This window comes from Leifsonia sp. ZF2019 (assembly GCF_019924635.1).
Lineage (GTDB): Bacteria > Actinomycetota > Actinomycetes > Actinomycetales > Microbacteriaceae > Leifsonia.
The window spans coordinates 2,140,219-2,154,506 of the sequence record NZ_CP065037.1; the positions used below are offsets into that span (position 1 = coordinate 2,140,219).

Sequence of the window (14,288 nt, forward strand, 5' to 3'; positions counted from 1 at the left end):
TCGTCGTCGGCTCTCCACACCACACCGCGAGGAGAAAACAGACCATGAAGAACACGCAGGCGCCGAGCGCCATGCCGATCCACAAGTACCGCCCGTTCCACGAGCAGATCCGTGTCGACCTGCCGGACCGCACCTGGCCGGGAAACCGGATCACCACCGCGCCGCGCTGGTGCGCCGTGGACCTGCGCGACGGCAACCAGGCACTCATCGACCCGATGAGCCCCGAGCGCAAGCGGATCATGTTCGACCTGCTCGTGCGCATGGGCTACAAGGAGATCGAGGTCGGGTTCCCGAGCGCGAGCCAGACCGACTTCGACTTCGTCCGCAGCCTGATCGAGGAGGGTGCGATCCCGGACGACGTCACCATCCAGGTACTGACCCAGGCGCGTGAGCACCTGATCAAGCGCACGTACGAGTCGCTGGTCGGCGCCAAGCGGGCCATCGTGCACCTCTACAACTCGACGAGCATCCTGCAGCGCGACGTCGTCTTCCGCACCGACCAGCAGGGCGTCGTCGACATCGCGCTGGCCGGTGCCCGGCTCTGCCGCGAGATGGAGTCGCTGGTCCCCGGCACCGAGATCTACTACGAGTACTCGCCCGAGAGCTACACCGGCACCGAGCTGGAGTTCGCCGCCGACATCTGCAACCAGGTGATCGAGATCTTCGAGCCGACCCCGGACCGCAAGGTCATCATCAACCTGCCCGCCACGGTCGAGATGGCGACCCCGAACGTCTACGCCGACTCGATCGAGTGGATGTCGCGCCATCTGAACCACCGCGAGAACGTCATCCTGTCGCTGCACCCGCACAACGACCGCGGCACCGCCGTCGCCGCGGCCGAGCTGGGCTACATGGCCGGTGCGGACCGCATCGAGGGCTGCCTGTTCGGCAACGGCGAGCGCACCGGCAACGTCGACCTGGTGACGCTGGGCGTCAACCTGTTCACGCAGGGGATCGACCCGCAGATCGACTTCAGCGACATCGACCAGATCAAGCGGACGGTCGAACACTGCAACCAGCTGCCCGTCGGCGAGCGCAGCCCGTGGGGAGGCGACCTGGTCTTCACCGCCTTCAGCGGCTCCCACCAGGACGCCATCAAGAAGGGCTTCGAGGCGATGGCCGCGCGCGCCGAGGCCGAGGGCACGTCGGTCGACGACCTGGTCTGGGCGGTGCCCTACCTGCCCGTCGACCCGAAGGATCTGGGCCGCAGCTACGAGGCGGTGATCCGTGTGAACTCGCAGTCGGGCAAGGGCGGCGTGGCCTACCTGCTGAAGACCGACCACGCGCTCGACCTGCCGCGCAAGCTGCAGATCGAGTTCTCCGGCGTCGTGCAGGCGAAGACCGACGCCGAGGGAGGCGAGGTCACGAGCGAGCAGATCTGGGACATCTTCCAGGACGAGTACCTGCCGGCGCCCGCGACCGACGCCGACGCCAAGTGGGGCCGCTTCGAGCTGGGCGGCACCTCGACGACCAACGAGTCGGGCGACCACGTCAGCCTCACCGTCGCGCTGCGCGACGGCGACACCGTCTCCAAGGTCACCGGCGAGGGCAACGGCCCGATCGCCGCCTTCATCGACATCCTCAACGCCCGCGGGATCAACGCGCACCTCTACGACTACTCGCAGCACACGCTGTCCGCGAGCGAGTCCGCCCTGGCGGCGGCATACATCGAGCTCGACGTCGACGGCGTGCGCCTGTGGGGCGTCGGGATCGACGGCGACACCACCACCGCGTCCTTCAAGGCCGTCGTGTCGGCGGTCAACCGTGCGGTGCGCGCGTCGGCTGGCACCGCGGCGGAGGCGGAGCTCGTCACGGTCTGACACCGGTTCGCGTCGAACGCCGTCCGCGGGAGCGGGCGGCGTTCGTGCCTGCGGGAGCGATCAGGCGTCGGCGTCCGCGTCCGGCTTGTCGATGCGGTAACGCGGGATGGCACCCGTGTCCGTCCTGTCGTCGACGTGGGTCTCGGGCGGCCGGGTCGCGAATCGGCGCCAGCGCACCCGGGGCAGGCGCCCCAGCTCGCGCTGCTCCGGCAGGCTCCAGCCGAATCGGACGGCGAGCAGGCGGATGACGAGGGTGACGAGCACGCACACGATCGCCGCGATGGTGAGCGGAACACCGAGGTCGATCAGCACGACCAGCACGACCGTGCCCGCGCCGGCGGCGACGGCGTAGAGCGACCCCACGTGCATCAGCGCGATCGGGAGGTTCAGCAGGACGTCCCGCAGGATCGAACCGCCGACCGCCGCGACGACTCCCACGAAGATGGCGGGCACCTCCGGGAGGCCGAGCGACAGGGCCTTGCTCGCGCCGATCGCACCGAAAAGGCCGATGGTCAGGGCGTCGAGGAACGTGATCAGCGGGTCGAGCCGCCGGAAGAGCCGCACCAGCAGCATCCCGACCAGTGCGGCGAACACGGTCGCCGGCAGGTACCAGTTCGACTGCAGGGCGACCGGGGTCACGGTGAGCAGCAGGTCACGGAGCAGACCCCCGCCGACCCCGGTCGCCACGCCGATGATCGCCACGCCGAGCAGGTCGAGCCGTCGATCCCGGAAACCGGATGCGAACATCGCCCCCTGCAGGCTGCCGATGCCGACGGCGACGAGGTCTCCCCAGAGCGGGATGATCAGGGCGGTGGTGCTCACAGTCACTTCTACCACGCGGCGCTGGCCGCGACTGTCGGTCTCGCGCGAGATAATCGGGAGGTGCCTGTCTATCGTGATGAAGCCGTCGTGCTGCGCACCCACAAGCTGGGGGAAGCCGATCGCATCGTCACGCTGCTCAGCCGCCAGCACGGCAAGATCCGTGCCGTGGCGAAGGGCGTTCGCCGCACGGCGTCGCGCTTCGGGTCGCGCCTCGAACCGTTCATGGTGGCGGACATCCAGCTGTATGAGGGCCGCACCCTCGACGTCGTCACGCAGGCGGAGTCGCTGGGGGGCTACGGTGCGCTGATCGCGGACGACTACGCAAGCTACACGGCCGCGAACGCGATGGTCGAGGCTGCGGACCGTCTCACCGACGCCGAGGCGTCGCTGCAGCAGTACCTGCTGCTCGTCGGCGCCCTCCGCTCCCTGTCCCGCCGCGAGCACACGCCGACGCTCACGCTCGACTCGTACCTGCTGCGGGCGCTGTCGCTGGCCGGCTGGGCGCCGAGCTTCCTCGACTGCGCGCGTTGCGGCCGCCCCGGCCCCCACGAGCACATCGTCGTGCAGCTCGGGGGCGTGGTCTGCCCCGAGTGCGCGCCGCACGGGGCGCCGCGCGTGGACATGGCGACGATCGACCTCCTCGGCGCCCTGCTCACCGGGGACTGGGCGGCCGCCGAGGCGGCGGACGAGGGGACGCGCTCCAAAGCGGACGGCGTCGTCTCGGCGTACACCCAATGGCACCTCGAGCGCGGCCTGCGCTCCCTCCAGCACGTGCACCACGACGCCCCCGCCGACGCCGCGCAGCGACGGCTCGATCGGAAGGGGAGCGCATGAGCCCCAAGCCATACACGCACAAGGATGCGGTCGAGTACCGCCCCCTCGATTGGACCGGCGTCTACCCGCCGCCGCTTCCCGCCGCCGCGGTGCCGGCGCACGTGGCGATCGTCATGGACGGCAACGGCCGGTGGGCCAATCGGCAGGGCCTGACGCGCATCGAGGGCCACCGCGCGGGGGAGGCCTCGCTGCTCGACGTCGTGGCCGGCGCGATCCAGATCGGTGTCAAGCACCTCAGCGTCTACGCCTTCTCCACCGAGAACTGGAAGCGCTCGCCCGACGAGGTCCGCTTCCTCATGGGCTTCAACAGGGACGTTCTGCACCGCAGGCGCGATCAGCTGAACGAGTGGGGCGTGCGGGTCCGTTGGGCCGGCCGCAAGCCGCGCTTGTGGGGGTCGGTCATCAAGGAGCTGCAGTACGCCGAGCAGCTCACCGCCGGGAACGATGTTCTCACCCTGACGATGTGCGTCAACTACGGAGGCCGCACCGAGATCGCCGACGCCGTGCGCTCGATCGCCGAGGAGGTCGCCGCAGGGAGGCTCAAGCCGTCCGCCGTGGGGGAGAAGACCATCCAGCGTCATCTCTACCTGCCCGACATGCCGGATGTCGACCTGTTCGTGCGGAGCTCGGGGGAGCAGCGCACGAGCAACTTCCTCCTCTGGCAGAGCGCGTACGCCGAGATGGTGTTCCTCGATACGCTGTGGCCGGACTTCAGCCGCACCGATCTCTGGGAGGCCGTCGGACTCTACGCGGGACGCAACCGGCGGTTCGGCGGAGCGATCGACACGCCCACCGCCGGGGCCGCCGATGGCGCGCGTTCCTCCGCCTCGGCGGGTTCGGAATAGCTGCAGCCGTGCGGGATGTTGGAACCAGTGTGAGCGAACCCATCAAGATCGACATCTGGTCCGACATCGCGTGCCCGTGGTGCTATATCGGCAAGCGCAAGTTCGAAGCGGGCAGCGGCCTCTTCGCCGGCGCGGGAGACGGACGCGACGTGGAGGTCGAGTACCACTCCTTCGAGCTTTCGCCGGACACCCCCGTCGACTTCGACGGCAGCGAGGTCGACTTCCTCTCCGGGCACAAGGGCCTTCCCGCCGATCAGGTCGAGCAGATGCTCGAGCGCGTCACAGGCATCGCCTCGTCCGTCGGACTCGACTACGACTTCGAGCACCTCAAGCACACCAACACGGTCAAGGCGCATGAGCTCCTCCACTTCGCCAAGGCCCACGGCAAGCAGCTCGAGCTCGCAGAGCGCCTGTTCCAGGCCTATTTCGTCGAGGGCGGCCACGTGGGCCGCATCGAGGACCTGGCCGATCTCGCCGCCTCCGTCGGTCTCGACCGCGCCGAGGCCATCACCGCCCTCGAGTCGGAGCAGTACCTCCCGGCCGTCCGTGAGGACCAGCGCACCGCCGGTGAGTTCGGTATCAACGGCGTGCCATTCTTCGTCATAGACGGCAAATACGGCGTCTCCGGCGCGCAGGACGCCGCCACCTTCGCCCAGGTGCTGGAGCAGGTCTGGAACGAGCGCGCGGCGGTGACCGCGTGACCGGCGCTGCTGATTCGGCCGCGGTCGCCGCGGCCGCGACGCCGCCGGTCACCCTCATCCCCCTCGGCGACGCCTCCGCCGCCTCCTGCGACGGCGACTCCTGCGCCCTCCCCGGCTGAGGTCCACTCCCGCCTGAGCAGCGGGGTCGCATGCTGTCGGACTGGCGCGTCCATCACGGCAGTACGCGACCCCGCTGTTGCGCGAGAACGCGACGCACGCGGTCGACGGCCGGCCGGGAGCCGCGCGCGACATGGGAGCGATTGATGCGAACCACGCGCCATCCGGCCTGCTCGAGCGCCCAGAGGCGATCGACGTCCCGCTCGTACTGCACCGGATCGGTGCGGTGATGGTCGCCGTCGTACTCGACGACCACCCGCTCGACCGGATAGACGAGATCGCCGTGCAGCACGAGGCCGCCGGCGGTGAAGACGGGCAGATTGACCGCGGGCTCGGGGAGCCCGGCGTCGACGAGCATGAGACGCAGCAGGGACTCCATCGGCGAATCCGTCCCCGGCCGCAGTAGCTCGACGGCCTGACGCAACCGGCGGACTCCCGGCCGGGTCCTGGCATCCTCGACCGCGCCACGCAACGCATCGACCGAGCTGAGGGGCGAACGCCTGCGAAGGCACGCGTCGCCCGCCAGCACGAGCTCGGTCACCGACAGCTCCGCCGCGAGCTCCACCCAGGTCTCCTCGACGGAGGGCACGCGCAGGCCGTGGACCAGGGTCACCTCATCCGCGGTGATCCGCAGTTTGTGCCCGACGATCCCGACGCCGCGCGGCGCGCGGCCTCCACGGAGCGTCGCGACGTGCAGCGGCCCACCCGCCCGGAGCCGACCGGGCAGCGACAGGCCGTGCAGAGCCGCAGCGGTGGAGTGACTGAAGCACTGCGTGGCCGGCATGGCCGCGCGGTACGCTCGGCAGGCACCCTCGAGACTCCCGTCACGGTCGGCGTGCGGCACGCGTACGCCGTGGTGCGGCCGGGCAAGGTCGCCGCGTCGGAGTCGACCGTCGTTCACCCCGGCGGAGCGGGCGGTCGCGGTCGAGAAGGCCGGGGAGCGGAGGATCGGGGGCAACGGTTCTGGTCTGCGCATGCCCACACGCTGTCACCCCGACGCTGGCCGTTCGGGGTTATCCACAGGCGCCCGGATCACGGGGGTCTCGAACTGCCGGAAAGCGGAGCGCGAAGCGGCTGTTTGGGACCCCTGTGTCATGCGCCGGTGTCAGTCGCCGGGGTCTGGCGGGCTACTCGGGGTCGGTGATGTCGGCGACGGTGGCGGAATAGGCGCGGATCACCTCGTCGGCGTCGACGAAGAGGGAGAGGCCGTGCTCACCGGCGCCCATGGAGACACGGCGGCCGACGATGCAGGCGTCGGCGATGACGGGCCACGCGGTGGTGCTGCCGAAGGGCGTGATGGTTCCCCGCTCGTAGCCGGTCGCGGCGAGGGCGACGGAGGCGTCGGGGAGCTGAAGCTTGTTGACCTGCAGGAGGCCGCGCAGCTTGGGCCACGAGATCTTGCGGCCGCCGGGGACGAGCGCGAAGACGAAGGTGTCGTCGCTGCGCTTGACCACGAGAGTCTTGACGATGTCGCCGGGGCCGATCCCGAGGAGGGTCGCCGCCTCCTCGAGGCTGCGTGCCGCGGGGCGCTCGACGATGTCGATGGGGACACCGCGGGCCGCCGCGTCGGCCTCCACGCGGGCGCGACCGCCATCCACAGGCGCGCCGGACGCGCTGTTCTCCACTGTTTCCGGGCTCTCGGCCATGGTTCAGCACGCTTTCTGGGAGAATCGGATCAGATGTCTACCACTGCCACCCTAAGCCACGCGCCCCAGCTGACCATCGGTCCGCTGGCCCTCGACGTCCCCGTCGTGCTCGCGCCGATGGCCGGGATCACGAACACCGCCTTCCGTCGCCTCTGCCGCGAGTACGGAGCCGGTCTCTACGTGAGCGAGATGATCACGTCCCGCGCGCTCGTCGAGCGCACCCCGGAATCGCTGCGCCTCATCACCCACCACGAGTCGGAGACCCCGCGATCCATCCAGCTCTACGGCGTGGATCCGAAGACCGTCCGTGAAGCGGTCACCATGCTCGTCGCGGAAGACCGTGCCGATCACATCGACCTGAACTTCGGCTGCCCGGTTCCCAAAGTCACCCGCAAAGGGGGCGGCGCTGCGCTGCCGTGGAAGCTGGGGCTGTTTCGCGAGATCGTCGAGGGTGCGGTGAAGGCCGCCGGCGACATCCCGCTCACCGTCAAGATGCGCAAGGGCATCGACAGCGACCACCTGACGTATCTCGAGGCGGGGCGGGCGGCGGAGGGTGCCGGCGTCGCGTCGATCGCGCTGCACGCCCGCACGGCTGCGGAGTTCTACTCGGGCCATGCCGACTGGTCGGCCATCGCGACGCTCAAGCAGACCATCACGTCGACTCCGGTGCTCGGCAACGGCGACATCTGGGCGGCCGCCGACGCCATCCGCATGGTCGACGAGACCGGCTGCGACGGCGTCGTGGTCGGTCGGGGCTGTCTGGGCCGCCCCTGGCTGTTCGGCGACCTCGCGGCCGCCTTCCACGCGAAGGCAGGACGGATCTCGGCCGCTGAGGCCGAGCGGGCGCTCGCGCACCCGACGCTGGGCGAGGTGGCCGCGGCGTTCCGGCGGCACGCCGAGCTGCTCGTCGAGTTCTTCGACAGCGAGGAGCGCGGCTGCCGCGACATCCGCAAGCACGTGGCGTGGTACTTCAAGGGGTACCCGGTGGGAGGCGACCTGCGCGCGAGCCTCGCCACCGTCGACACGCTCGCGCACCTGGACGACCTGCTCGCGACCCTCGACGGCGAACAGGAATACCCGGGCGAGGCGGCGGAGGGCCAGCGCGGCCGCGCCGGATCGCCCAAACGTCCGGCCCTGCCGGAGCGCTGGCTCGAGAGCCGCGAGGTGGACGGCGCCCAGCGCGCGGAGGTCGCCGAGGCGGAGGTGCACAACAGTGGTGGATAGCGTGATCACGTCGGCGCCACACGGGGGAGCCCCGGCGGACGAGCTGGGCTACACCGACCGCGACCGCGACCGATGGCTGCCCGAGCACCACTCGAATCGCCGCAGCGACTTCGCCCGTGACCGCGCCCGCCTCCTGCACTCCAGCGCGCTGCGACGGCTCGCGGCGAAGACCCAGGTGCTGAGCCCGACCGCCGGCCTCGACTTCGCCCGCAACCGGCTGACGCACTCCCTGGAGGTGGCGCAGGTTGGCCGCGAGTTGGCGGCCAGTCTCGGTCTCGACCCCGATGTCGTCGACACGGCCTGTCTCGCCCACGACATCGGCCACCCGCCCTTCGGCCACAATGGCGAGCGTGCGCTGAGCGCATGGTCGGCGGATATCGGCGGCTTCGAGGGAAACGCCCAGACCCTCCGCCTGCTGTCGCGCCTCGAGCCGAAGGTGTTCGGGCGCGACGGACGGCCGTACGGGCTCAACCTCACGCGCGCGAGCCTCGACGCCAGCTGCAAGTACCCGTGGCCGTCGACCTCGTCGGTGGCGGATCCGAGCGGGCGCGCGAAATTCGGCTTCTACGCCGACGACGAGCCGGTCTTCGCCTGGCTGCGGGAGGGGGCTCCCGAACGGCAGCAGTGCATCGAAGCGCAGGTGATGGACCTCTCCGACGACATCGCGTACTCCGTCCACGACTTCGAGGACGCGATCGTCAACGGCTACATCGACGTCGCCGCCCTCGGCAGCCGCGTCGATCACGACGACCTGGTCACCTCGATGCACGAGTGGGTGGGAGGCGAGATCGGACACGACGACCTCATCGCCGCGTTCGACCGGCTCGACGGCCTCGACATCTGGCTGGAGAGCTGGGACGGGAGCCGGCGCGCGCAGGCCCACCTCAAGAACCTGACCAGCCAGCTCATCGGCCGGTTCGCCCACGCGGCGGTCCACGCGACCAAGGCGGCCTCCGGCAGCACCGGGCTCATCCGCTTCGGCGCCGACGTCGTCGTCCCCGACGAGATCCGAGCGGAGATCGCGGTGCTGAAGGGGATCGTCGCGACCTTCGTGATGTCCCGCAACACCCGGCAGCCCATCTACGCGCAGCAGCGCGAGATCCTCACCTCGCTCGCCGACACGCTGTACGAGCGCGGCCCGGCGGCTCTCGACCCGGGATTCGCGGAGGACTGGAGGCTTGCGGGCGGCGACGCGGAGCGCAAGCGCGTGATCGTCGATCAGGTCGCCAGCCTGACCGACCAGTCGGCGCTCAGCTGGTTCGAACGACTCGTTCAGCACTGACACGGCGCGCGGGCTTGAATACCCGCCGTACGTGCAGAATGCTGGAGGTCACGCCATCGGAAGGACACCCATGAGCACGCCACAGCCCCCGTCGGACGACGACCGGACGGACGCGGCCGCGCCGGTGGAGCCGTCGACGGAGAGCCGCGCGACGGGCGAGGGTGCCCCCGCTGGGTCCGCGGACACTGCCGCCGACACGCCCGCGAAGAAGGTCCCGGCCCGCAAGCCCGCCGTTCGCAAGCCCGCGGCCCGCAAGACGAGCAAGAGCGCGGCCGGAACGTCGTCGACGCCGCGCAAGCGCGTGCCGAAGCCTCCCGCGCCCTCGCCGGTCGGCGAGGCGCCGGACATCATGGACGCCACCCTCGGGACCTCGACGCCGCTGGCGGGCGCGGACGTGGGGGGCACGGAGTCCGAGACGCCGGCCGCACCCGCCGAACCCACACTGCCCTCGGCGACCGAGATCTTCGCGTCGGTGAAGCCTGTCCGCGGTGCGACAGCGCGTACGCGGGAGAGCACGACCGCCGCGTCCTCCTCCACGCCGACGGCGGACCCTGCACAGCCGACCGGGACGACCGAGCCGGCCGCCTCGTCGGGGGCCTCAGCGGCGACCGAGGTCCTCACGCCCGCGGCGTCGGCCGAGCCGGCGTCGGTCCCTCCTGCGGCGTCCGTCGCACCGTCCCCATCCGCCGCGGCACCGGAGACCGGCGCACCGGGAGAGGACGCAGCACCGGCAGGGCACGCACGCGCGGCCGGACCCGCGGATCCCGGCGAGCCCGTCGACTCCGGCCTGCCCGCCCCGGACGGCGCGGATCAGCCCGACCCCGCCGACCCCACCGCGACCGACGCCCGCGGCCGTCGCAGCGTTGTCGAGCTCGCCGACCGCCTCGACGATTCCCGGTTCTTCTCCGCGCTGTTCGACTTCACGTTCACGAGCTATGTGACGCGGCGGCTCGCCGGCCCGGTCTACGTGGTCGGCCTGGTGCTGATCGCGCTCGGCATCCTCGTCGGGTTCTCGCAGAGTCTGGCGATCGCGGTGTCGACACAGTCTCCGGCCGGCGCGTTCGCGTTCCTGCTCGGCGTGCTGGTGACGCTCGTGGCCGCGATCCTGGCGGTGCTGCTGCTGCGGGTCGGCATCGAGGTGTTCGTGGCGATCATCGAGATCGCGCAGAACACGCGCGGCCGGCGGCGCCCTCCGCGCGACTGAGCGCACCGGTCCGCGACCCGCTCGTCGGTGCGGCTCACTAGAATCGAAGCATGGCAGGCCGGATTCGACAGAGCGACATCGATGAGGTCAAGTCCCGAACCAACATCGCCGACATCATCGGCGACTACGTCAGCCTCAAGACCGGCGGTGTCGGAGCCCTCAAGGGCCTCTGCCCGTTCCACGACGAGAAGAGCCCCAGCTTCTACGTGCGCCCCGGTGTCGGTCGCTACCACTGCTTCGGCTGCGGCGAAGGCGGCGATGTCTACGAGTTCCTGCTCAAGATGGACCACGTCTCGTTCACCGATGCCGTCGAGCGTCTCGCAGGCCGCATCGGCTACCAGCTGCACTACGAGGAAGGCGGCGGCCCGACCGAGGGTTCGGGCGCCAACCGCGCCCGCCTGCTCGCCGCCAACAGTGCCGCGGAGGAGTTCTTCCGCGACCGCCTGACGGCACCGGACGCCGAACCCGGTCGCCGGTTCCTCGGGGAGCGGGGGTTCGGCGCCGAGGCCGCCGCGCAGTTCGGCGTCGGGTTTGCGCCGAAGAGCTGGGACGAGCTCACCACCCACCTGCGTGGGAAGGGGTTCACGCAGGACGAGCTGGTGGCGGCGGGTCTCGTCTCCCAGGGCGACCGCGGCGTGTACGACCGCTTCCGCGGGCGGCTGGTGTGGCCGATCCGGGATGTGACGGGTCAGACGATCGGCTTCGGCGCGCGGCGGCTGCTCGACGACGACAAGGGACCCAAGTACCTCAACACCCCGGAGACCGCCGTCTACAAGAAAGCTCAGGTGCTCTACGGCCTCGACCTCGCGAAGCGCGACATCTCGCGCAACGACCAGGTCGTCGTCGTGGAGGGGTACACCGACGTGATGGCGTGCCACCTCGCGGGGATCACCACGGCGGTCGCGACCTGTGGGACATCGTTCGGCGTCGACCACATCAAGGTGATCCGGCGGGTGATGGGGGACGACACGAGCCAGGGCTCGGTGATCTTCACGTTCGACCCCGACGCCGCCGGTCAGAAGGCCGCCGCGCGCGCTTTCGGCGAGGAGCAGCGGTTCTCGGCGCAGACGTACGTGGCGGTCGGTCCGGACGGACTCGACCCGTGCGATCTGCGCCTGGCGAGAGGCGATGACGCCGTCCGCCGCATGATCGACGCCAAGAAGCCGATGTTCGAGTTCATGATCCGCCAGGTCGTGGAGCGGTTCGACCTCGACAGCGTGGAGGGACGTGCGGGTGCTCTGCGCGCCGGCGCCCCGATCGTGGCGACGATCCGCGATCCCGCCTCGCAGAACGGCTACACGCGCGAGCTCGCCCGCCTCTCCGGCGCCGACCTGCAGGATGCCCTGCGTGCGGTCCGCTCCGCACAGCACGGCTCACGCGGCTCCCGCAGCGACGACGGGCGCGGCGGACCCTCCGGTCGGTCCGCCGACGGCGGCCGGTCCGAAGGCCCGGCCACCGAGGGGGCGGTCGCGCCCATCCGAGCCGCGGACCTCACCGATCCGACGCAGCGGACCGAGCGCGAATGCCTGATGGTGCTCCTCCAGCTGCCCGAGGAGGTCGGCGCCGAGCGGGCGGCCCGCGCCGTGCAGGTCCCGTTCCAGAACCCGACCCACGCGGTGGTCCGCGACGCCATCGCCACCCAGCTGGCCACGATGACGGCGCCCGGTTGGGTGGACCGGGTGCTCGCCGAGGTCCCCGCGGCGTACGCGCCCACCGTCAACGGTCTCGCGGTCGCGACGCTGCCGCAGGCGGCCGGGGGAGACGCCGGACGCTACGCCCGCTCCATCCTCGACGGCCTGATCGACCGTGACCTCCTGCGTGAGAAGGCGGAGCTCACGTCGAGGCTCGCCCGCACCGACGCGCAGGAGGCCGAGCTGCGCCGGTCGCTGCAGCTCGCCCTCAGCTCGATCGACCAGGAGCGGATGCGCCTCCGGGCCGAGTAGCGCATCCCCGACCGCCTGGATGGATTTCGTCCCCGCATGCGCGGATGAGCGGCGGTTTGTTGCGTGCACGTAAAGAATTCGACGCGTTCCGCCTTCTGATGCGGTCGGCACGACGGATCCGTGCTAGGAAATGGGTACGCGATTCGGCATCGGGGCTCTCGTGTGCCTCGCCGTGTCGGCTATCCCACACCAGGAAGAGGTATTCGGATATGACATCCGCACACATCCGCGGTCGGCGCGTCCTCGCCGTCTCCGCCGCTTTCGCGGCGACCGCGCTCGTGCTCGTCGGCTGCTCCGGGAGCAACAGCAGCTCCGGCGGCGGCGGCACGTTGACCATCGGAACGACCGACAAGATCACGTCGATCGACCCGGCCGGCTCGTACGACAACGGCTCGTTCGCCGTCATGAACCAGGTCTACCCGTTCCTCCTGAACACCCCGTACGGCAGCCCCGACGTCAAGCCGGACATCGCCACGAGCGCCGACTTCACATCGCCGAACGAATACACCGTGAAGCTCAAGAAGGGCCTCAAGTTCGCCAACGGGCACGACCTCACCTCGTCGGACGTGAAGTTCACCTTCGAGCGCCAGCTGAAGATCAACGACCCCAACGGTCCGGCCTCGCTGCTCGCGAACCTCGACAGCGTCTCCACTCCGGACGACACGACGGTCGTCTTCAAGCTGAAGGTCGCCAACGATCAGACCTTCCCGCAGGTGCTCTCGAGCCCGGCCGGCCCGATCGTGGACGAGCAGGTCTTCTCGGCCGACAAGGTCACGCCGGACGCGGACATCGTCAAGGGCCACGCCTTCGCCGGCCAGTACGACATCACCAGCTATGACTTCAACAACCTGATCGCGTACAAGGCGAACCCCAACTACGAAGGCCTGCTCGGCAAGCCGGCGACGGAGAAGGTCAACGTCAAGTACTACGCCGACTCGTCCAATCTGAAGCTCGACATCCAGAAGAACTCGATCGACGTCGCGTTCCGCAGCCTGTCGGCCACCGACATCGAGAGCCTCGGCAGCGACAAGAACGTCAAGGTCGTGAAGGGCCCGGGCGGCGAGATCCGCTACATCGTGTTCAACTTCAACACGCAGCCGTACGGCGCGACCACGCCGGAGGCCGACGCGGCCAAGGCGCTGGCCGTCCGCCAGGCGGCGGCCGACCTCGTCGACCGCTCCGCGATCGCGAAGCAGGTCTACAAGGACACCTACACCCCGCTCTACTCGTTCGTGCCCGAGGGGCTGACCGGTGCCACCACGGTGCTGAAGGACCTCTACGGCGACGGCAACGGCGGCCCGAGCCTCGAGAAGGCGAAGCAGACCCTGGAGGCCGCCGGGGTCACCACTCCGGTCGCGCTGAGCCTGCAGTACAACCCCGACCACTACGGCCCGTCCTCCGGCGACGAGTACGCGCTGGTCAAGGAGCAGCTCGAGAAGGGCGGCCTGTTCACGGTCAACCTGCAGTCGACCGAGTGGGTGCAGTACTCCAAGGACCGCACCGCCGACGTCTACCCGGCGTACCAGCTCGGCTGGTTCCCGGACTACTCCGACGCCGACAACTACCTGTCGCCGTTCTTCATCAAGGACAACTTCCTGGCGAACCACTACGACAACCCCCAGGTCCAGTCCCTGATCGAGCAGCAGCTCGGCACCACCGACAAGGACGCCCGCACCAAGCTGATCGAGGAGATCCAGGCCAAGGTGGGCGCCGACCTCAGCACGCTGCCGCTGCTGCAGGGTGCGCAGGTCGCCGTGGTCGGCAAGACGGTGACGGGCGCCGACAAGACGCTCGACCCGTCGTTCAAGTTCCGCTACGCGGCCCTCGCCAAGGGCTGAGCCGCACAGCCG

Annotated in this window: 13 protein-coding genes; 10 read left to right on the plus strand and 3 right to left on the minus strand. The window is 70.1% G+C overall.

Annotated features, from left to right (window positions below; all coding sequences use genetic code 11):
- The first annotated feature begins 44 nt into the window (after positions 1-44).
- Positions 45-1,820 carry a 2-isopropylmalate synthase gene (leuA, locus tag IT072_RS10520; RefSeq protein WP_223356230.1) on the plus strand — a complete coding sequence of 592 codons (1,776 nt, stop codon included), beginning with the start codon at positions 45-47 and terminating at the stop codon, positions 1,818-1,820.
- Positions 1,821-1,880: 60 nt separating this feature from the next.
- Here the strand turns inward: leuA and IT072_RS10525 are convergent, their stop codons facing one another.
- On the minus strand, positions 1,881-2,642 hold the full coding sequence (locus tag IT072_RS10525) for a trimeric intracellular cation channel family protein (RefSeq protein WP_223356238.1): 762 nt from the start codon (positions 2,640-2,642) through the stop codon (positions 1,881-1,883).
- 60 nt (positions 2,643-2,702) lie between these two features.
- Here IT072_RS10525 and recO point away from each other — a divergent pair, with 60 nt between their 5' ends.
- The 4 genes from recO to IT072_RS21270 are packed head-to-tail and all read left to right on the plus strand — an operon-like array spanning position 2,703 to position 5,141.
- Positions 2,703-3,476: a DNA repair protein RecO gene (gene recO / locus IT072_RS10530; RefSeq protein ID WP_223356240.1), complete on the plus strand. Its 774-nt coding sequence runs from the start codon at positions 2,703-2,705 to the stop codon at positions 3,474-3,476.
- Positions 3,473-4,321, plus strand: a complete 849-nt coding sequence (locus IT072_RS10535; RefSeq protein WP_223356241.1) for an isoprenyl transferase — start codon at positions 3,473-3,475, stop codon at positions 4,319-4,321. Before recO ends, IT072_RS10535 begins: the two co-directional genes overlap by 4 nt.
- 29 nt (positions 4,322-4,350) lie before the next feature.
- Positions 4,351-5,022, plus strand: coding sequence for a DsbA family oxidoreductase (locus IT072_RS10540; RefSeq protein WP_223356242.1), 672 nt, complete (start codon positions 4,351-4,353; stop codon positions 5,020-5,022).
- Positions 5,019-5,141, plus strand: coding sequence for a hypothetical protein (locus tag IT072_RS21270; protein WP_263282043.1), 123 nt, complete (start codon positions 5,019-5,021; stop codon positions 5,139-5,141). The genes IT072_RS10540 and IT072_RS21270 overlap by 4 nt, the downstream gene beginning before the upstream one ends.
- 53 nt (positions 5,142-5,194) lie before the next feature.
- On the opposite strand, the gene IT072_RS10545 is transcribed toward IT072_RS21270, so the two are convergent.
- Together IT072_RS10545 and IT072_RS10550 are read right to left on the minus strand one after the other, a co-directional pair.
- Positions 5,195-6,115, minus strand: coding sequence for a DUF559 domain-containing protein (locus tag IT072_RS10545; protein WP_223356243.1), 921 nt, complete (start codon positions 6,113-6,115; stop codon positions 5,195-5,197).
- A 151-nt stretch (positions 6,116-6,266) separates the two neighbouring features.
- Positions 6,267-6,785 (minus strand): aminoacyl-tRNA deacylase, encoded by a 519-nt coding sequence (locus tag IT072_RS10550; protein ID WP_223356244.1) that lies wholly within the window; start codon positions 6,783-6,785, stop codon positions 6,267-6,269.
- A 33-nt stretch (positions 6,786-6,818) separates the two neighbouring features.
- Here IT072_RS10550 and dusB point away from each other — a divergent pair, with 33 nt between their 5' ends.
- The 5 genes from dusB (at position 6,819) to IT072_RS10575 (ending at position 14,276) form a co-directional block, all read left to right on the plus strand.
- Complete coding sequence (dusB, locus tag IT072_RS10555) at positions 6,819-8,009, plus strand: tRNA dihydrouridine synthase DusB (protein ID WP_223356245.1); 1,191 nt, start codon at positions 6,819-6,821, stop codon at positions 8,007-8,009.
- Between the two features lies 1 nt (position 8,010).
- Positions 8,011-9,291 carry a deoxyguanosinetriphosphate triphosphohydrolase gene (locus tag IT072_RS10560; RefSeq protein ID WP_442786805.1) on the plus strand — a complete coding sequence of 427 codons (1,281 nt, stop codon included), beginning with the start codon at positions 8,011-8,013 and terminating at the stop codon, positions 9,289-9,291.
- A gap of 70 nt (positions 9,292-9,361) precedes the next feature.
- On the plus strand, positions 9,362-10,495 hold the full coding sequence (locus tag IT072_RS10565; RefSeq protein WP_223356246.1) for a DUF4282 domain-containing protein: 1,134 nt from the start codon (positions 9,362-9,364) through the stop codon (positions 10,493-10,495).
- A 50-nt stretch (positions 10,496-10,545) separates the two neighbouring features.
- Positions 10,546-12,438: a DNA primase gene (gene dnaG / locus IT072_RS10570; RefSeq protein WP_223356248.1), complete on the plus strand. Its 1,893-nt coding sequence runs from the start codon at positions 10,546-10,548 to the stop codon at positions 12,436-12,438.
- 209 nt (positions 12,439-12,647) lie between these two features.
- On the plus strand, positions 12,648-14,276 hold the full coding sequence (locus tag IT072_RS10575; RefSeq protein WP_223356257.1) for an ABC transporter substrate-binding protein: 1,629 nt from the start codon (positions 12,648-12,650) through the stop codon (positions 14,274-14,276).
- Positions 14,277-14,288: the final 12 nt, after the last annotated feature.

Bases quoted from the DNA above. Each gene is read 5' to 3' on its own strand.
- leuA (WP_223356230.1), top strand. From the start codon at position 45: ATGAAGAACACGCAGGCGCCGAGCGCCATGCCGATCCACAAGTACCGC.
- IT072_RS10535 (WP_223356241.1), top strand. From the start codon at position 3,473: ATGAGCCCCAAGCCATACACGCACAAGGATGCGGTCGAGTACCGCCCC.
- IT072_RS10545 (WP_223356243.1), bottom strand. From the start codon at position 6,115: ATGCGCAGACCAGAACCGTTGCCCCCGATCCTCCGCTCCCCGGCCTTC.
- IT072_RS10550 (WP_223356244.1), bottom strand. From the start codon at position 6,785: ATGGCCGAGAGCCCGGAAACAGTGGAGAACAGCGCGTCCGGCGCGCCT.
- dusB (WP_223356245.1), top strand. From the start codon at position 6,819: ATGTCTACCACTGCCACCCTAAGCCACGCGCCCCAGCTGACCATCGGT.
- IT072_RS10565 (WP_223356246.1), top strand. From the start codon at position 9,362: ATGAGCACGCCACAGCCCCCGTCGGACGACGACCGGACGGACGCGGCC.
- dnaG (WP_223356248.1), top strand. From the start codon at position 10,546: ATGGCAGGCCGGATTCGACAGAGCGACATCGATGAGGTCAAGTCCCGA.
- IT072_RS10575 (WP_223356257.1), top strand. From the start codon at position 12,648: ATGACATCCGCACACATCCGCGGTCGGCGCGTCCTCGCCGTCTCCGCC.